The sequence below is a fragment of the Cupriavidus sp. SK-3 genome, from assembly GCF_000611145.1.
GTDB lineage: Bacteria > Pseudomonadota > Gammaproteobacteria > Burkholderiales > Burkholderiaceae > Cupriavidus.
In genome coordinates this window covers 49224-67130 of sequence record NZ_JFJV02000125.1, presented here as the reverse complement: position 1 = coordinate 67130, position 17907 = coordinate 49224, and the positions used below count along the sequence as shown (strand labels likewise).

The 17907-nt window shown below is 63.6% G+C and carries 14 protein-coding genes; 2 read left to right on the top strand and 12 right to left on the bottom strand.

What is annotated here, in order from left to right:
* Positions 1-10 precede the first annotated feature (10 nt).
* The 6 genes from CF70_RS12880 to CF70_RS34860 all read right to left on the bottom strand — a co-directional run bounded on the left by CF70_RS12880 (position 11) and on the right by CF70_RS34860 (position 9989).
* Entirely contained in the window at positions 11-2335 is a 2325-nt protein-coding gene (locus CF70_RS12880) for an ATP-binding protein (RefSeq protein ID WP_051648354.1), read from the bottom strand.
* Positions 2336-2520: 185 nt separating this feature from the next.
* Complete coding sequence (locus CF70_RS12875) at positions 2521-3168, bottom strand: response regulator transcription factor (protein ID WP_051648352.1); 648 nt, start codon at positions 3166-3168, stop codon at positions 2521-2523.
* Positions 3169-3234: 66 nt separating this feature from the next.
* The gene (locus CF70_RS12870; protein WP_035864974.1) at positions 3235-3822 is read right to left on the bottom strand and encodes an EAL domain-containing protein; all 588 of its coding nucleotides are present in this window, start codon (positions 3820-3822) and stop codon (positions 3235-3237) included.
* Between the two features lie 1673 nt (positions 3823-5495).
* Positions 5496-6146 carry a response regulator gene (locus CF70_RS12865; RefSeq protein ID WP_035864972.1) on the bottom strand — a complete coding sequence of 217 codons (651 nt, stop codon included), beginning with the start codon at positions 6144-6146 and terminating at the stop codon, positions 5496-5498.
* Between the two features lie 5 nt (positions 6147-6151).
* Positions 6152-9385, bottom strand: coding sequence for a hybrid sensor histidine kinase/response regulator (locus tag CF70_RS12860; protein WP_051648350.1), 3234 nt, complete (start codon positions 9383-9385; stop codon positions 6152-6154).
* A gap of 361 nt (positions 9386-9746) precedes the next feature.
* A complete protein-coding gene (locus CF70_RS34860; protein WP_235185025.1) occupies positions 9747-9989 on the bottom strand; it encodes a hypothetical protein in 243 nt (80 codons plus the stop codon).
* 80 nt (positions 9990-10069) lie between these two features.
* Here CF70_RS34860 and CF70_RS12855 point away from each other — a divergent pair, with 80 nt between their 5' ends.
* Entirely contained in the window at positions 10070-10438 is a 369-nt protein-coding gene (locus tag CF70_RS12855) for a hypothetical protein (protein ID WP_035864970.1), read from the top strand.
* 94 nt (positions 10439-10532) lie between these two features.
* On the top strand, positions 10533-10688 hold the full coding sequence (locus CF70_RS35970; RefSeq protein ID WP_152561792.1) for an amidase family protein: 156 nt from the start codon (positions 10533-10535) through the stop codon (positions 10686-10688).
* 123 nt (positions 10689-10811) lie between these two features.
* Here the strand turns inward: CF70_RS35970 and CF70_RS12850 are convergent, their stop codons facing one another.
* Genes CF70_RS12850 through CF70_RS12825 form a run of 6 tightly spaced genes read right to left on the bottom strand, consistent with a single transcriptional unit; the run spans position 10812 to position 17884 of the window.
* Positions 10812-12284, bottom strand: coding sequence for a SidA/IucD/PvdA family monooxygenase (locus CF70_RS12850; RefSeq protein ID WP_035864969.1), 1473 nt, complete (start codon positions 12282-12284; stop codon positions 10812-10814).
* The gene (locus CF70_RS12845; protein ID WP_035864968.1) at positions 12281-13657 is read right to left on the bottom strand and encodes an LLM class flavin-dependent oxidoreductase; all 1377 of its coding nucleotides are present in this window, start codon (positions 13655-13657) and stop codon (positions 12281-12283) included. Before CF70_RS12845 ends, CF70_RS12850 begins: the two co-directional genes overlap by 4 nt.
* A gap of 39 nt (positions 13658-13696) precedes the next feature.
* Positions 13697-15052, bottom strand: coding sequence for an LLM class flavin-dependent oxidoreductase (locus tag CF70_RS12840; protein WP_035864967.1), 1356 nt, complete (start codon positions 15050-15052; stop codon positions 13697-13699).
* Positions 15049-16296, bottom strand: a complete 1248-nt coding sequence (locus tag CF70_RS12835; RefSeq protein WP_035864966.1) for an acyl-CoA dehydrogenase family protein — start codon at positions 16294-16296, stop codon at positions 15049-15051. Before CF70_RS12835 ends, CF70_RS12840 begins: the two co-directional genes overlap by 4 nt.
* A 22-nt stretch (positions 16297-16318) precedes the next feature.
* Positions 16319-16663, bottom strand: a complete 345-nt coding sequence (locus CF70_RS12830; RefSeq protein WP_035864964.1) for a DUF3088 domain-containing protein — start codon at positions 16661-16663, stop codon at positions 16319-16321.
* A 33-nt stretch (positions 16664-16696) separates the two neighbouring features.
* Complete coding sequence (locus CF70_RS12825; protein ID WP_035864962.1) at positions 16697-17884, bottom strand: acyl-CoA dehydrogenase family protein; 1188 nt, start codon at positions 17882-17884, stop codon at positions 16697-16699.
* Positions 17885-17907 lie beyond the last annotated feature (23 nt).

Sequence of the window (17907 nt, the reverse complement as noted above, 5' to 3'; positions counted from 1 at the left end):
CTGGGCGTGATCAGCCGCTTTCGCCAACATCGTTCTGCGCAAACTGGACTGCAAGGCCGATCGCTCGCACGCTATACCCGTTCACCTCCCAGCCACCCCCGGTTCTCTGCGGATGATCGGGGCCAAACGGTATCGCCAGAACCCTAAGCCCCGCCCAGGGGATCTCACTGCGCGCCGATGGCCGCACGTCGATCAATATGTCGTCCCGATGCAAGCCACCCTGCGTTTCGGAGTAAGGCTGTCCGACGGCACCCCAACGCCGTAGCCAGGCACACAGATGCGTGGCGACCTCCCTCACGTCCGAGCGCACGTACACCACGCCAGGCCGTAGTTGAGGCATCACGATATCCGGTGCATCGATGGACAACGAGAAGGGCAGCGTAGCCGAGAAGAGGCTTCCGAGCCCAGGCTCGCTTACCACCTGGATAGCGCCGCCCATCAACTGGGCAAGCCGATGGCAGATCGAAAGTCCGAGTCCGGAACTGGCTGTCGCCTGCCGGCTACCGCTTGCCTGATAATACGACTCGAAGATGTGCTCCTGGCTTTCCGCCGCGATACCGATGCCGGTGTCCGCCACCTGCCACATCAGCTCGACGGCTTGCGGCCGGGTTGCCACCATCCGCGCGCGCAGCACCACCCGGCCCATCTGCGTGAACTTGATGGCGTTGCTCAGGAGGTTGTTCAGGATCTGGCGCACGCGAACTGCATCGCCAAGCAAGCTCCCGGGAATGTCCGCATCGATACAGGCGTAGATGAGCAGGCCCTTGCGCTCCGCGCGTGCAGCGTACGAGGAAAGCACGTCCTCCGTCAGGTCGAGCGGCGAGAAGGCCGCCGGTTCGAGCATCAGGCTCCCGGCTTCGATCCTCGAGATGTCCAGCGTGTTATCCACTACCTGCAATAGCGAATCCGAGGACCTTTCGATGGCCTTGATGTACTCCCGCTGCTGCCCTGACGTACAGCTCAAGGCCAGGAGCTCAAGTGTTCCAAGAATGCCATAAAGCGGCGTACGAATCTCATGACTCATGGTGGTCAGGAAAACGGTCTTGGCCTCATTGGCGGCTTGCGCCCGTTGAATGGCTAGCTGCGTTGCTGCTTCCATTTCCTTGCGGGCCGTGATGTCGTTGAACGCGCAGATCACCACGTCTTCGCCCTGGTAGCGCGCTGACGCGAACGACACATAGACGCTGCGGCCGTCATGCAGCACCAGTTCCCTCCCGGTGCTCGGATGGCGGTCCCTGGACAGCGCGGCTTCGCGCCACGAGATGTCGGGATCAAACCAGCTTCGCGCCAATTCATTGGCAAGTGGCACGTTGCCGTCGCGGCGGCGAAGCACGCACAATGCCACCGGTGCCGCCTCGATCATGGATCGGCTAAACGCTTCGCTTTCGATCAGGCTGTCAAATTGCCGCCGCGCCGGCAGCATCTGATGCCGATTGATATACACGATGCCGATGCCGATGCCGATGATCAGCAGAAGGACGCCCCCCAGTGCCAGCCGGATGGCCGGCATGCAAACCTTCAGCAGTGCGCTCGCACGAATGAAATAAACAACACGCCAACCGTCGTCGCCTACCGCCTTGCTGAGCGTGAGGTACTTGGGTATTGGGCCTATTCCGTATCGAATAAACGCATCCTCGCGTGGCATTCTTGCCAGGTCGCGCCTTAATTCGGCATCTTCCGTGCTTTCGAGAACAACGTTATCATGGCGGTCCAGCAGCATATAGCTCAGGCCAGGCTTGGACAGCAGGAGACCCGGCTCGACATTGTCCAATGCCAATCCAAGCCAGCCGGCTGTCTTCTCGCCAGGATCGACCCGGCCAAACATGTAAAGACGGTGATGAATACGATCGCTGGCCCAGATAATCGACCTGGCGTCAGCCGATTGCGCGTGCGGCGCAACCAGCATGTTTGTCACCTCCGGCGAGAGCGTTTCCCGAATTCCACGGCGATCGCTCTCCAGCCCTGCCTGAGTGGACTGGGCAGTGGTCCAGTAGACCAGATGGGCGCCTGAACGCGCGATGGCATCCCTGTCCCGTTCAGTAACATACAAGGTCCAACTCTTCCCGAGTTGCCGATCGATGGCGAGCGAAATCCCTTCGATGTGATGTGCCGCGCTTGCTGGCAACGCGACAACCTCGCCGCTGCCTTCGGATATGGAGTCGATCAGGGATTTCAGCAGCGAACTACGTTGCCCCAGGAAAATCTGCGCGTTATACGCCGCAGCATTCATCTGGCGCCGATATGCGGAAATTTTCCTCTCGAATTGAGACTCCAGGTACAACACCGCGGCCATGCCCGCGCACAGCAGCAACGTCGCGGCCAAGAGATATAGCATCACAACGGCTACGCGCGGCGGCGATATCTTGACGCTACGGCGCCCAGCACGAAGTCGATGGGAATGCATGATCGAATAGTGCCGCCGATCGGAATTCTTTCCTATCGGACAATTCTCAATCTTCGATTTCAGCAGTGATTTTCCATAGCCCCCCGCAATTCCGCTGGCATGACCCCGGAGTGTCGTTACCCGCGCAGGAAATTGACCGTCTCCAATGCAGCAGTATCCTCGTTGGCAGGGGCAAACCGAAATGCGAATGCGTACTCATACAGCTCACGGTCGTTTGCAAGTCCCAGCTTTTTCATGCCCGTGATGCGCTGCGTGCTCACGGTCTTGATGCTGCGGCCCAGTGCCGTGGCGATCTCACCAACGGTCATGCCGCGCGTATAGCGGCGCAGCACTTCGGTCTCCCGTGCTGAAATGCAATCGTTGGCAAAGACGTCGATCGGCTCCTCCGCCACTCGCGAGTGAGCCATCAGCCTGCGCACCGATTCCGCGATATACATTCGCCCTCGCGCGACAGCCAGGATGGCACTCGCGATCTCCCTTTCCGGGTCGCTACTCAGCAGCAGACCATGGGCACCCGAGACGATCATGGCTCGCAGGACCAACGGGCTGGATACCTTCGTGATGATCACGACCTTCAAGCGAGGACAGGTGCCATGCAGAAGATCCAGCAATGCGATATTGTCGTTGTGTCGCCCGCCCGGACGACAAAAGGCGCTGAGCAGGACATCGGCCTTGGCTCTGCCCAGCCACTGCATCAGTTCGGCGGAATCCACGGGTTCTCCAACGATTTCGACTTCATCCATCAGCGCCAACACCTGGCGCATCGTTTTCTGCGATGTGGAATGGTCATCCGCAAGAAGCACTCTGATTGGCACAACTATGCCCTCCGATCAACGAATCTGTGTAAAGCCGATCCGGCTCCCGACGGATCGTGCCCGGTGCGGCGCCCCCGCGCCGTAGAGCTGGCATCGGGTGCGGGCCGCAGGCGGCGCGCTTCCCCGTCCTTTGCCGACGGACGACCGGCGCTCAAGCCGAGGACGAACGTTGGCGCCATTCCAGGATCGGCGCCGGGAACCGTTTATCCGAGCGCGGGCCAACGTGTATTGGAGGGCCGCGGTATCCCGGATACATCCGGTCTCGGCAAACTCCGGCGTGACGCCGGCCACGTAGCCGCCGGCAGTCCGGACCGTAGCGAGAAGACGGTCGGCGGCACCCTCGCACTCCGTCAGCGACGCCGGCACGTTGACCGATGCCGTCGCCGCGCAACCCAGCCTGCGCCACCGGGCCTGGCCGGCCACAGCCGTGCGCAGCATGGCGCAGGCCAGGGCATGCAAATGGCCTTGGGCAGTCACTGGCGGCAGAAACTCCGCCGGCGCCAGTTCGCCGAACAACGAGTGCATCAGGCGCATGCCGTCCATGCCCTGCATCGAGAGATCGGTGATCAGGACGTCGAAGGCAGTTCCCTCCGCAACGTCCATGCCTGCGGGCCATCACTCGCATCCCGCACCTGCGTGACGCCGCATCTGTGCACGCGCCGCTTCATTGCCGCGCGCTGGCGTTGCTGGCCGTCGGCTGGCAGTACACGCAGGCTGGAGCGGACGGCCTGGCGGGTTGCTTCGATTATTTCGGGTACCTGGTGTGACAAGGGGCTGTAAATCTCCATTCATGTAATGGCGGCACGGCGATTAGCGATGACCAGAATGGTGTTGCCATATTTCGCCCTTGCCTCAAGGCGACTGGGCCTGGCAGCAAGCCGATCCTCCTGCGGGTGGCGGCAAGAGATGGCCCAGATCAATCGGGAGCGGGAAAGAGCTTCCGACGGCTTGGTTCCGTGAAAGTGCATAGCGGCCGCCAAAGCCCCCGTATGGCTCGCGTGCATCAGCAGATATTCGCCAGAATTCCCCGGTCGCGACACAGGATAGTTCTTGTTTTCGGAAAAAAGAACTGAATTGAGACTATCGCCACGCTTAACAACGCATGCTCTGGGTGCACGGCGGTGCAAGGCAGCCTCTCATCAAGGTCAGGCGTGGCCCAATTCACCCAACCCATCCCGAGCTTGGCCTCGGCGGAGTTGCCAGTCGCCAAAGCGCATGCCATTCTGCTTCAAATCTGATTCTTGCTCGGCAACAGAAGGCCAATGGGGTCTGGTGAAGAAATATAAAAAACGCAAAAGGAATGGAAGTATAAGGAAACAGAAATAGGTCGGAGTGCACGAAAATAATAATATGATATGGAGCCTTCGTTTCTGTTTGTGCGTGCCATTCAATGATGTTTCGAATCTCGCGAAATTAATTTGTTTAATCGTAAATTAATTTTTGGTGAATTTAAAGACGGAAATTATGATTAATTATGGATGATTGCATGGTTGGTTGGGTAATTAAAGGGAATGAGATTTTACGGTACGGATTTCCGGCCCGGTTGCGCTGGGCAAACCGTGGAGAGCGTAGCCGTAGCTTGTCTTGCGCGGCGCGGCATCGCGCCTATGCGAAGGAAACTGATTGATCATGGTGCGCAGTAGGGGCAGTATGTATTCGTGCGCCAGGGTGGCACGGTGGCGACGACTTCCCATTGGGGAGCGCAGTCCTCGGCGTGGTTGTGATACACCGCCGCGGCGGCCGTGAAGGTTGCCCTGATGATGATCAACCATCCCCGCTAGCCAGTCGCTTGTCGGCAGTCAGCACCGAACTGGCCTTGTTGAGCCGAGGCTCATCATCCGATGGAAATGCGCCGGATATCTGCTCTCCAGGCTCCTCCGCCGTTGGACAGCGCTGCGCTGACACGTTGCTGCAGAACCAGATTATTCTGGTAGAAGAAGAATGATGACTTCGGTATTCTTGACTTCGTCGGCATCAACACTTCCTGCTGATGCCGAATCCCGATTCCGGCGAGGATTCCCTTCCTCTGGCCCGGACTTCTACCCACCCAAGCGGCCCTCGCGGGCAGCTTGGGTTTTTTTTGCGCCCGGCAGGGCACCCTCACTTGAGGGTGGAAGTCTCTTACACATCTCGCTGCTGGGTACCCGGCAGCGCATGCGGTCTCGTTCGCGAGCCGCCGTATGCGAAACCGCACGTACGGTAGTGTGAGGGGGCTGAGGGGGAGGGGCGCCTCAGCCTGCTCGATGCCGATGCCTGGGAGTGTCCGTGGCGTCCTGCTACTGAAAAAGCTCGGTAGCAATGCAGAAGGTAATGAGCTGCTGGTCGGTTGTTGCACCGAGCTTCTGCATTGCTGACACCTTGTGGCCACTCACGGTCTTGATACTGCGGTTGAAGTGCTTGGCGATATCCTGTACCGACTCCCCGCCAACGAAATGGCGAAGCACTTCATATTCCCGCGGCGACAGCGTCTTGATTCGATCACCAATGGACTCCGCCCCCGAACCCGCGCGAAGAGACGCCTGGAGGGATGCTGGAATATATCTGCGGCCACTCCGGATCGCGAACAGGGCGGTGAGGATGTCGTTGAGAGAGTCGCCCTTGAACACCACTCCGTGCACGCCGGCATCGTACAGGGCTGATACGATGATCGGGTTGGTGAGCATTGTCAGGACCAGCAGCTTGACGCCGGGAAACGTCCTGGTCAGGTATGCGATGAGCTTCAGGCCATCCCCGAAGACCGAATCACCGGGCATGGCAAAGTCGGTGACAATAATATCCGGACGGGCAACGGGAATCTTGGCGATCAGGTCCGAGGGGCCCGAGGCGGAATCAACCACCACGAAACGCAGGTCCTGTTCGATGACTTCGCGTATTCCCATGAGCACCAGGGGATGATCGTCCGCTAAGATGATTTTGGTTTTTTTCATGGAGTTCAAGAATCGGATAAAGAGAAGCCGCCGCCTGGTTGATTGTCAAAACTCAGCAAAATGGCCTCGATCCGCGAGGCAGCCCGCGCTATGCCTGCCTTCTGCTTTTGTTGAAGGCCTTCGCTGCGAATGTCTTCCTCCAGGGCTTCGCAGTATTTCACGAGTCTGAACAATTTTACGGTAGCCAGCGCTCCGCGGATACGATGCAACGTATCCAGGGCGCTGTCGGCGGACGAATTCGCTATTGCTCGATTGAGCGCCGCGATATCGCTTCGCATGGTCTCGGAGAATACGTTGCGGAACCTCAGCGGCACGAACCCGACTTCATCGTGACTGGCCGGGGCCTCCGGCACGGCCTGCGCCACGCTCCGTATGACAGCAGGCGAGCGGATCGACTGGAGATGAGACCGTAGCACCCCCAGGTCAAATGGCTTGACCAGCCAGGATGTCATGCCCGCATCCATGCAGCGCTGCTCCTCTTCGCGCATCGCATTGGCGGTGATCCCGATAATAGGGCCCTCGTAGCCTTGTTGCCTCAACGCTTCGGCCAACTCGTAGCCATTTGCCCTTGGCATGTTGATGTCCGTGATCACGACATCGAACCGATCGGTGTGCCATCGGGCCAGCGCATCCACCCCATCGCAGGCCAGAGCAACCACGCAGCCGATTTGTTCGAGTTGCTCCTTCAGGATCGTTCCATTTATGGCGTTGTCCTCGGCCACGAGGACCCGAAGCTGTGCGCCGGCAGCGAGAGGTTCCGCCGGCCTGTCAACTGCCTGGGATACACCCGGCCCCGCCATGGCGATGGCGCTGCCGACCGCTTGGACGCTGTGCGCACTCAGGTAGCCACTCCCCGCTGACAATGCAGCGTCCGCCGCAGCAGGCGGGCTGCCGGCAAACAGATAGTTCCCGGTCCAGCCGTCGGGGACAGGGTAGGAGACGAGAAGGTCCAGCAGACGCGCATGCGGCGCAGCATCGACAGGAATATCGTCTGCTGTGTGGGTGGTGGCTCCCCAGCGCTTCAGCCATGCGCACACATTGTCGGTCAACTCCTTGCTCGGGGATCGCACGTAGACGGATTCCCCCGTCAGCACAGGCGCTTGCGATGGTACCTGCACCGCAGCATGCGATAAGGGGAGCATCAGCGAAAAGCTGCTTCCCAGGCCCGGATCGCTGACCACCCGGATGTCCCCATGCATCAGCCTTGCCAGGCGCATGGAGATGGACAAGCCCAGTCCGGCGCCGCTTACCGTATGCATATTGCTGTCGATCCGATAGAACGGGGTGAAGAGTTCCGCTTGACGTTCCCGCGGTATTCCGACCCCTGTGTCCACCACCTGGAACAGCAGCGTCACGCCAACGCGATCTGTCGAATCTTGCCGGACGCGGAGAATCACGTGACCGGATTCGGTAAATTTGATGGCGTTGCTCAGAAGATGGTTCAGTATTTGCTGAATTCGCATTGTGTCGCCACGCAGGTGCTCAGGCAGATCGGGCGCAACGCAGGCGTACAGGAGCAGGCCCTTTTGCCGCGCGCTGGCGGCAAAGCGGCTGACGGTAGCCTCCACCAGCGATAGCAGGCAGAAGTCGTCCGCCTCGACTGACAGCTGCCGCGCTTCGATCTTGGCGATATCCAGGACGTCGCTGATGATTTGCATCAGTATTTCCGACGAGTTACGGATAGTCTGGACATACTGCCTTTGCGCGTTGCCGAGGCCGGTGAGATCCAGGAGTTCCAACGCGCCCATTACGCCATACAGCGGCGTCCGGATTTCGTGGCTCATCGAGGCCAGGAGGGTGGTCTTGGCCTCGCTCGCGTTGACAGCGTCCTGCTTTCCCTTGGCCAGGGCGCGTTCGATTTCCTTGCGTGCGCTGATATCGGCAAACGCGCACAGCAGCACGGCTTGACCACAGTAGCGGGTCGGCGCGAAAGCCAGGGAGAGCGGCCTGCTGCCATCGCCCCGGATTTCCTCGATAGCGCCGGGCAGGGTAGCAGCAAGCACTTGCGTGGCCTGAGAGGCATTGTCGAGGACGCACTGCAGGTCCTGGTGCGTATCCAGGCCCGGGTCCAGGTTGAGCCATTGCTTTGCCAGATGGTTGCGGAACAGCGCCGTACCGTCCGCCTGGCTGTAAATGCACAGCGCCACAGGCGCGGTTTCGATAAGCGCGCGGCAGAATGCGCTGGTTTCCGCCAGCCGTTCGTGCGCCCGGCGCGCCGGCAATACCACGCGCCGGTTGTACCAGCGGACGAAGGACAAGCCACCGCCCAGCCCGAATAGCACCAGCATTGCGAGGATGACTGGCAGGCCCTTGTTATGGCGGAAGAAGGTCGGATAACCAATGCGGTATAGCGCGTGCCACGACCCGCTCGGGTCCCTTAGCCGAAAGTACAGTCCGTCGGCGGCATAGGTGACGCCATCCGCCTTCGATGCGGGCATCGGCGACTTGCCCGCAAAGGTGGTTCGGGCCTTGTCTTCCAGCCAGAAATCGTCGTAGTTGGGTGTTTCCAGAGAGCGCCGAATACTGCCGATCCTATCCAGGCTCAGCAGCGCAGCAGCGTAGAGCGTATCGCTCCCGGATTCAGCCGCTCGCGGTATGGCCGCCGCGGTATCGAGCGGCAGGACGGCGAGCATCTTGCCTGCCCCCCCGGCCGCCGGATCTGCGCGGAGCCAGCGGACACCCGCCGATGCAACGTCGCGCTCGCCTGCGTGCGTGCCGGCATGCTGCGCAACCATCGAGAACATCTCGCCGTATTCCTCGGGCCTGTTCTCGGAAGTGGAGCGGAACGCCTGCATGCCGACACTGGCATTGGCATGCGCCGCGATCAGGAAGACGTCTGACGGAGGAGGCTGGGATGCTGACCAGTAGGCGCTGTAGTAATCGAAAAAAAAGGAGCCAAACCGGAGCACGGATCTGTCTAGTGGAGGACAATCCTCCTTGCTCTTGCAGGCAAGGCTGAACATGACCGACGTGTGCGGTACCCTCGCCTCGAACAGGATCGAGCCGCCATGGGCGCTCGAATCGATGCGCTGCAGCTTGACATCGCCCGTGTAATCATCGGGATGCAAACTCCGGACTCGCGTCCGCAGGCGTATCAGGAAGGCCTCCTGCTCCCGGATATAGCCAGTGAGTTCGGAAAAATGAATGGCGATCCGTTCTTCCTGATCCTCCACAACGCGGAACATGCCCCAGCAAAGGGTGCCGGCCAACATCAGCGCCAACGGAATGATGGCGAACATCACGAGACTCAGTTGCCTCTGCGTGCGGGCAAGGCGGCGGATCGGACTGCGTTCCATTAGCGCGGCAGGTAGTGAAAGGCGTCGTGTCTACGATGGAGCCCCGGGGAAAATTGGAAACCTCTACGGCGGTACCACGCTGCAGCCCGGTGTGGCCGGCATCGCGCACGCCAAAGGACGGAGAATGGCCTGCTCTGCCCCGAGCAATGCATAAGTGTCACTGAAAGTGGGGCAACTCGATGTGTACACCAGATCCGACGATTGCTCAATAGCCCCGGATCATATCCCGGCATTCAGGAAGGGCCCAAGCGACGCCAGCTAACGGCAGACCGCGATGGCGGCAGCGGGACTGATCGGCGCGTATTTAGAGAGGGACGTGTCGTTGGTTGAGCACGGCAATCAGCCAGCGGGCCGGGTAGCCGCGGCCGATTGATCGCAAGCCGCCGGATTGCAGGCGATCCAGGTGTTCCAGGTGCTCGGACAGGATCTGCCGCTCGTTCTCGTGCATGCCGTGCAGCGAGGCGGCGAGCATCATCTCGGCCCCGGGGTAGTACAGGCCGAAGCCTAGTTGATCGCGGGTCCTATCTTGGATGGATTGTCTATCCACGGGGCTCCCTACAGAATTTGCGCCAAGTCGTTGTCGTGCCAGATTGGCGCCTCGATGTCTTGCCGTCATGGAGTCAACCCATGCGAACGCCAACAAGGCAGCAAGCCTATGACGAGGCGAAGCGCTTTATCGAGACCATTGCCCTGCGAGATGCACAGGCGCTACAGCACAAGTTTGGCATTTCCAGCGCAGTGTCCGAAGAGATGTTCGAGTGCATTGATGCGTACTTCGATAAGGGGGCAATCATATCCATTGCGCCATTGGAGGCGGCCTTTGATTCGCGTATGCGGAAAAGGCCATGCATTGATGGCTATGAGACCAACGGAAAGGTATTGGGAATGGAGTGTGTGCTCTTTGAAAATGGCATGCCTGGTGAGGCTATTCTTCATATTGAAGTTTCAGAAGACAACGAAAGACTGGATCTGTACTACCAATACACTGGATCTTGATGAGATTTCTGCGATGACGGTAAAGGAAGCGTTCAATGTCGCAGGCCTGCCTATGCGAGGCTCCCGATGACGATCGTGACACGCGGCGCACACGATGCTGAGCATCGATGGCGAACCGTCGCTATATCGCGAGCAACTTGCCTGGTCGGGCCTGGCGACGCTCGCGGGGCTGCCGGCAATGGTGGCGCCCGTCGGGAACACCGGGCAGGGGTTGCAGCTCGGTGTGCAAATCATCGGCCCGGTGCTGTGAGGCCGGACCACCATCGCCGTCGCGCGATGGCTGGGAGGCGAGACGCCGGATTGAGGATCCGGCACCTTCTCCTGCCTGCTGAAGGGGCTGCCGGCGCAGTGCGTTAGGCAGCCCGCAGTTGCCTCACGCGGCTGCGAGCGCTGTATTTGCAGGCTTCCACAGCGCACCCGCATAAAACTCCGCGCCAAAATCCGCCGACACATCCCCGCGGATCCGTTGCTCGTGCAGGGCCAGGTCAGCCAGCAAAAGGTCGCGGCTGATCCGCGCGACCGAGGCCGGGATATCGCGGCGCATGCTGGGCACGTCGCCCAACGGTACCCCGACGCTGGCAAAGCCAGCCGGGTTGTGCACGTGGATGTCGCGCAGCCACGGCGCGGCACCTGGCGTCTTTTCCAGGTACTCGAGTCCGCTGCCGAGGTAGGGCGAGGCGGCCAGTTCGTCGTCGCGTGCATCGGCCGGCGGCTGGTAGCGGTCGCGCCAGCGCAGGATGTGCGGAGCGATATCGGCGAGTTCCGCACGCGCTGACGGATCGACCACATAGCCAGTGCCCGCGATCGCAAAATCGAAGCGCAGGGTTTCGCCGTGGGCCTGCGTGACAATGCGGCCGGACTCCACCTCGGCGGAACAAAGCGATGTGCTCAGGTGCAAACGGAACTGCGGGAACCTGAGCACCCGCTCCACCGAATCGGCCGGTGGCGTGGAGCCGGCGCGGCGGTAGCGGATGGCCTGCTCCCAGCGCGTGGCGTCGGGCAGGGCGTGGTAGTTGTCGTAGAGACCGGGATAAGCGCGCACGCGCGATACCGGCGTGGCGGCGATATGGTCGCGGCGCGCAAACATATGCACCGCGGCGGCGCCGGACTCCAGCGCCACGGCGGCGGCGTCGAAGGCCGAGGCGGCAGCGCCCAGTACCGCGACGGTCTTGCCGCGCAGTGCGGCGAAGTCGATGGCGTCGGCGGTGTGCGCCGCCAGCCCCGCAGCCACGGCTTGCGATAACACGGCCGGTACGAACGGGGCGCCGTTGCCCGCCACGCCATTGGCCAGGACGACCTTGCGCGCGGTTTCGATGCGCGGCGCCCCGTCCGTTTCCAGGTGCAGCCGGAAGTGAGCCACCGGGCCGCCGGTGACAGGCTCGATGCGCACAACCCGCGTGCTGTAACGCACTTGCACGCCAAGAAAGCCGCGGTACCAGTCGAGATAGTCGGCCCAGGCAAGACGTGGAATGCGGTCGATGCCGGCATAGGCTTCGGCGCCATGGCGGGCTTCGTACCACGCCTGGAAACCCAGCGCAGGCAGCCCGAGCTCGGGCCCGACCAGATTCTTGGGCGTGCGCAGCTTCTGCATGCGGGCGCGCGTGCGCCAGACGCCGGCCAGCGTGCCGTCGGGCGCGGCATCGAGCACGGTGACATGGCCGATGCCCGCGCGGCGCAGCGCGAAGGCATAAGCGCTGCCACTCTGGCCGCCGCCGACGATGGCTACATTGTGGTCGATGCCCGCGTGGCCGGGCACCCAGTTGTCGGGTGCGGGTCCGAGCAGGCGCAGCGTTTCACGCGCGAGGAAATCCGGATCGGATGCGGGGAGGGAGGGCGAAGTGGTCATGCGGCAGCGGCAATGGTTGGTGCGGCGGGTTCGGAGGACGCTGCGGGATGCGCGGGGCGCCTGAGGCCCAGGTGCTCGCGCAGCGTGCTGCCCGAGTACTCGGTACGGAACAGGCCGCGGCGGCGCAATTCCGGCAGCACCAGCGCGATGAAATCGGTGAGCCCGCCCGGCAATACCGGAGACATGATGTTGTAGCCGTCGGCGCCGAATTTCCGGAAGCGCTCTTCGAGCTGGTCCGCGATCTGTACGGGCGTGCCGACCAGTTGCCAGTGGCCGCGCGCGCCGGCCACACGCTGGTAGAGCTGGCGGATGGTCAGGTTCTCGCGCCGCGCGAGATCGATCACCAGGCGCTGCCGGCTCTTGCTGGCATTGGTCTCGGGCAGTTCGGGAATCGGCCCGTCGAGCGGATAGCCGGACAGGTCGAAGCCGCCGCTCAGGCCCGATACCAGTGCCAGCCCGACCACGGGGTCGATCAGCGATTGCAGTTGCTCGAATTTCTCCCGGGCTTCGCTCTCGCTTTCCGCCACGACCGGGAACACGCCGGGCAGGATCTTGAGATCGTCCGGCTCGCGGCCGTATCTGGCTAGCCGCCCCTTGACGTCGGCATAGAACGCCACCGCGTCCTCCACGGTCTGCTGCGCCGTGAACACGGCTTCGCCGGTGCGGGCCGCCAGCTCCTTGCCGGCTTCCGATGAACCAGCCTGCACCACGACCGGGTGCCCCTGCGGCGTCCGCGAAACGTTAAGCGGCCCCTGCACCGAGAAATGCTTGCCCTTGTGGCGCAGCACATGGCGCCGGGCCGGATCGTAGTAGCGCCCGCTGGCCTTGTCGCGCAGGAAGGCGTCGTCTTCCCAGCTGTTCCACAGGCCGGTGACCACGTCGGCAAATTCGGCGGCTCGCTCGTAGCGGTCGGCATGCGCCAGGTGGTGGTCGCGGTTGAAATTGCGCGCTTCGTGCTCACTCGACGAGGTGACCAGGTTCCAGCCCGCGCGACCGCCGGAAATGTGGTCCAGCGAGGCGAACTTGCGGGCCACGTGATAGGGCTCGTTGAAACTCGTCGAAGCCGTGCCCACCAGGCCGATGCGCTTCGTCACCGCGCCCAGTGCCGATAGCAGGGTGATGGGTTCGAACTGCGCCTGGTAGCTGTGCGCGGTGCGGCTGAGGAACTCGGTATCGTCGCCGCGCGTGCCCACGCCGTCGGCCAGGAAGATCAGGTCGAACTTCGCCGCCTCGGCGGCCTGCGCCAGCGCCACGTAATGCTGGAAGTCGATGCCGGCGTCGGCCTTGGCGTCGGGATGGCGCCAGGCGGCGATATGGTGGCCGCTGGGGTAAAGGAAGGCGCCCAGGCTGAGGAAGCCGCTACGTTGAGCCATGATGGATTGTCTCGTGTCCTGTTGATGTCAGTGTTGGTGTCAGGCCGCCTCGCGGGCGCTTTGCCGCCCTTGCGGCCGTGCCAGGCCCAGATGCTCGCGCAGCGTGCCGCCTTCGTACTCCGTGCGGAAGATGCCGCGCCGCTGCAGGATCGGCACCACGCCGTCGACAAAATCCTGCAGTCCGTCGGGCAGCGCATCCGGCATCAGGTTGAAGCCGTCGGCCGCGCCGTGCCGGAACCAGTGCTCGATGTCGTCGGCGATCTGCTCCGGCGTGCCGACGATCACGCGGTGCCCGCCGCCGCCCGCCAGTTCGCGGATCAGTTCGCGCACGGTATAGCCGTGACGCCGCGCCAGCGCGAGCGTGGCATTGAAGAAGGTATGGTTGCCGTTGCCATTGGCGGGCAGGGCGAGGCTGGCGGGCAGGCGTTCGTCGAGCCTGAGGCGGTCCGGCGTGATGCCCAGCGTGCCGGCCAGCCGCGTCAGGCTGTAGTCCCACGGGATCAGGTCGACCAGTTCGTCGCGCCGCCGGCGCGCCTGGGCTTCCGTTGCGCCGATGATGGTGGTCAGCCCGGCCAGCACCTGCACGGCATCGGGCCCGCGCCCCAGCGCCTGCGCACGCGATTTCAGCTCGCGTCCGTAGGCCAGCGACTCCTCGAACGATTGCGAGGCCGAGAACACGGCTTCCGCGTGGCGCGCCGCCAGCTCGCGGCCGTCCGCGGAGCCGCCTGCCTGCACCACCACCGGATGGCCTTGCGGCGAACGCGGCAGGTTGAGCGGTCCTTGCACCGAGAAATGCTCGCCGTGGTGCGCGATCGGCAGCACCTTGCCCGGGTCGACGAAGCGGCCCGATGTCTTGTCGCCGACGAAGGCATCGTCCTCCCAGCTGTCCCACAGCGCCTTGACGACCGCGGTGAACTCGGAAGCGCGCGCATAGCGCTGCGCATGATCCGGCGCCGCATCGCGCCCGAAGTTGCGCGCCGAGGGCGCGTCGGCGGTGGTGACCACATTCCATCCGGCGCGCCCGGCGCTCACGTGGTCCAGCGTGGCGAAACGCCGCGCGATGTTGTAGGGCTCGTTGTAGCTGGTGGACGCCGTGCCGATCAGGCCGATATGCGTGGTGGCCGCCGCGATGCTCGCCAGCAGCACGGTCGGCTCCAGCGCGGTGATCGGGCGGAAGTGGATCTGGTCGACGATGGCGGCGTTATCCGCGAGGAAGACCGCGTCGAGCTTGCCGGCCTCGGCGATCTGCGCCACGCGGATGTAGTGCCGCACATCGGCGAAGGCGCCGGGGTCGCTCCCGGGCAGCCGCCAGGCCGACGGCACGAAGCCCGAATGCAGGATGTTGATGTTGAGGTGAAGCTGGCGCGGCCGGCGCGATGCAAGGGGTGCGCTCATTGGAATGTCCCCGGTTCCGGATGGCCTTCGCCGAGTACCCAGCGGCCTACATTGCGGGTCTTGTATTCCGACGGGTTGTGCAGCGTGTGGATGCGGGCGTTGCGCCAGAAGCGGTCCAGGCCAACCTTGCGCACCGCCGAGCGCGCGCCGGTGACTTCGAAGATCTCGCTGGAGACCTGCAAAGCGACTTCGCCGGCCAGCACATTGGCTGCCGCGATGGCGACTGCCGCTTCGCCGCGTTCTTCGGCGGTGAGCTTTTCCCCGCGCGCCTGCACGCCGTCGAGCGCCGCCAGCGCGCGGTCGGCCAGCGCGGTGGCAGCCTGGGTCCTGACCCAGAGTTCGCCGTACTGGCGCTGCACCCAGGGGTCGTCGACATGGCGCTCCACGCCCGAGTGGATCCACGGGCGCGACTGGTGCACCGTGTATTCGCGCCCGGCGCGCAGCGCGCCCTGGGCCGTGCCGATAAACACATTGAGCAGCACGCTTTGCTGCTGCAGCGGCGTGACCGTGCGGTAGGGCTCGGGCGGCGCGCCGGTGGGATTCAGCGGCACGGGCTCGCCCAGCACCTCGTCCTGGTGCACGCGCACGCCGCGGTAGGTGACGCGGCCGCTGCCGGTCTGGCGCTGGCCGATGCCGTCCCAGTCATCCTCGATCACGATGCCCTCGCGGTCCGCGGGAATCGCGGCGAAGCGTCGCTCGCCGCTTTCGGCATCCTCCCAGGCAATCGCCAGGAAGTCGGCAACATGCGAGCCCGAGGTGAAGGGGCGATAGCCGTCCAGCACGAACCACTCCCCGTCGCGCCGGCCAAACAGGCTGTTGGAAAAGCTGTTGGCGGTATTGCCCCAGAACCAGTTGCCCTCGACTGACCGGCGCCACAGGCTGGCCGCCTTTTCCGGAGCATTGCGCAAGCGCGGGCTCAGCAGGCTGCTGTAGTGATAGCCGAACAGATGGCCAAGCGAGCCATCCACCTGTGCGAACAGGCGTGTGATGCGCAGCACGGTCGACCAGGACTCGCCCTGGCCGCCATGCTCGCGCGGCAGCAGCAGCGCCAGCAGGCCGTGCTCCTTGAGCAAGCGGATCTGTGCCAGCGGTTTCCCGCCGGCCTGGTCGCGCGCGATGGCGTCTTCGGCGAAGCGGTCGCGCAGTGCCACGGCGCGCGCGACGAAGGGGTTGCCGGTGTCGGGTTCGAACAGCGCGGGCGCTGCATCTTCCAGCGCATGAAGGTAAGCGACGTTAGCGGTCATGATGGTGTTCCGGTTGGTGCGCTCAATGCACCCTGGCAAAACCGTGGCGCTCGGCCAGCAGTTCGAGGATGCGGCGGCTGTCGGTGACGAAGCGCAGTTCGCCCAGGGCTTGCGCATCGGCGGGTGCGGGCGCGGCGTCGCCCAGGACCAGCGCGGGCAGGCCCTGGTGCGCCTCGCCGAGCACGGCGATCACCGTCTGGCGCGGACGCGCGAAGGGCACGCGCGTGATGTCGAGATGCCCGGCCAGCGCCGGGTCCGAGGCCAGCAAGCCTTCGATGGCCAGGCAATGCGGGCAGACGTAGCGTGCGCCGGGTTGCTTGGGGTCGGTGAATCCGGGTTGCAGCAGGAACAGTCGGTCGCGGCTCATCGGGAATCGTTGAAAGAACTGGTGATTGGAAAGTCAGCGGTACACGGCAGGGGAGGGGAATTCGCCCGTGAGCAGCCATGTGCCCACCGTACGTTTCTTGTATTCCGCCGGGTTGTGCAGCGTATGCGTGCGCACATTGCGCCAGAAGCGGTCGAAACCGTTGGCGTTGGTGGCCGAGCGCGCGCCCATGACCTCGAAGATCTCGCTGGAGACGGCCAGGCCGGTTTCCCCCGCATACAGGTTGGCCGTGGCCAGGTCGATTGCCGCGCGTCCGCGCAGCTCCGGCGTCAGCGCCGGGCCATGCCGGTAGATCGCGTCAAGGCTGCGCGCGGCCTGGTCGGCCAGTTCCGTGGCCGCCAGCGTGCGGATGGCGAGTTCGCCGTACTTGCGCTGGACCCACGGGTCGTCGACATGGCGCGCCACGCCCGAGTGGATCCACGGGCGCGACTGCGTGGCGGTATAGGCACGGCCTTCGTCCAGCGCTCCCTGCGCCGTGCCAACGAACACATTGAGCAGCACGCTTTGCTGCAGCAGTGTGACCAGCGAGGCAAAGGGCGTCAGCGGATCGTCGGGCCGGCCCAGGAGTTCGTCGTCGCGCACCAGCACGCCGTTGAAGGTGACGGTACCGCTGCCGGTCTGGCGCTGGCCGATGCCGTCCCAGTCATCCTCGATCACGATGCCGGCGCGTTCCGCCGGCACGACGCCCGTCAGGCGCTGGCCGAGTTCGTTTTCCCAGGCGACCTGGATCACGTCGGCCACATGCGTGCCGCTGGAGAAGGGCCGGAAGCCGGTGACTATCCAGCCGTCGTTGCCGGGCGCGCGCCGGGCGCCGGAGGTCTTCGACAGTGCATTGCCAGAGTTGCTCCACAGCCATTGCTGCTGTGCGGCCGCGCGCAGCAGCCGTTCTTTCTGGTCAGGCGCGCCACGCGCCAGCACGGTATGCACGGGGAGATGGTGGTAGCCGAAGAGGTGGGCCAGCGAGCCATCGGTGCGCGCGAACTCGCGCACGACCCGCAGCAGCGACAGCCACGAAGCGCCGCCGCCGCCGTAAGCCGCCGGAATGCCGGCCGCCAGCAGGCCGCTTTCCTTGAGCAGGCGAATCTGCGCGGTGGGCCGGCCGCCGGCTTTGTCGCGCTGCGCGGCATCGGTATGGAAGGCCTCGCGCAGCACCACTGCGCGGGCGACGAAGGGATCGGTCAGATCCGGGCCGAAGGTGGACATGCTTGATTTGGCGAGGTGGACCG

Coding starts and splice junctions, on each gene's coding strand:
- CF70_RS12840 (WP_035864967.1), bottom strand. CDS start 15,052: ATGAGCGCACCCCTTGCATCGCGCCGGCCGCGCCAGCTTCACCTCAAC.
- CF70_RS12855 (WP_035864970.1), top strand. CDS start 10,070: ATGCGAACGCCAACAAGGCAGCAAGCCTATGACGAGGCGAAGCGCTTT.
- CF70_RS12865 (WP_035864972.1), bottom strand. CDS start 6,146: ATGAAAAAAACCAAAATCATCTTAGCGGACGATCATCCCCTGGTGCTC.
- CF70_RS12860 (WP_051648350.1), bottom strand. CDS start 9,385: ATGTTCGCCATCATTCCGTTGGCGCTGATGTTGGCCGGCACCCTTTGC.
- CF70_RS12870 (WP_035864974.1), bottom strand. CDS start 3,822: ATGGACGTTGCGGAGGGAACTGCCTTCGACGTCCTGATCACCGATCTC.
- CF70_RS12835 (WP_035864966.1), bottom strand. CDS start 16,296: ATGACCGCTAACGTCGCTTACCTTCATGCGCTGGAAGATGCAGCGCCC.
- CF70_RS35970 (WP_152561792.1), top strand. CDS start 10,533: ATGCTGAGCATCGATGGCGAACCGTCGCTATATCGCGAGCAACTTGCC.
- CF70_RS12845 (WP_035864968.1), bottom strand. CDS start 13,657: ATGGCTCAACGTAGCGGCTTCCTCAGCCTGGGCGCCTTCCTTTACCCC.
- CF70_RS12830 (WP_035864964.1), bottom strand. CDS start 16,663: ATGAGCCGCGACCGACTGTTCCTGCTGCAACCCGGATTCACCGACCCC.
- CF70_RS12850 (WP_035864969.1), bottom strand. CDS start 12,284: ATGACCACTTCGCCCTCCCTCCCCGCATCCGATCCGGATTTCCTCGCG.
- CF70_RS12875 (WP_051648352.1), bottom strand. CDS start 3,168: ATGCGCCAGGTGTTGGCGCTGATGGATGAAGTCGAAATCGTTGGAGAA.
- CF70_RS12880 (WP_051648354.1), bottom strand. CDS start 2,335: ATGCTATATCTCTTGGCCGCGACGTTGCTGCTGTGCGCGGGCATGGCC.
- CF70_RS12825 (WP_035864962.1), bottom strand. CDS start 17,884: ATGTCCACCTTCGGCCCGGATCTGACCGATCCCTTCGTCGCCCGCGCA.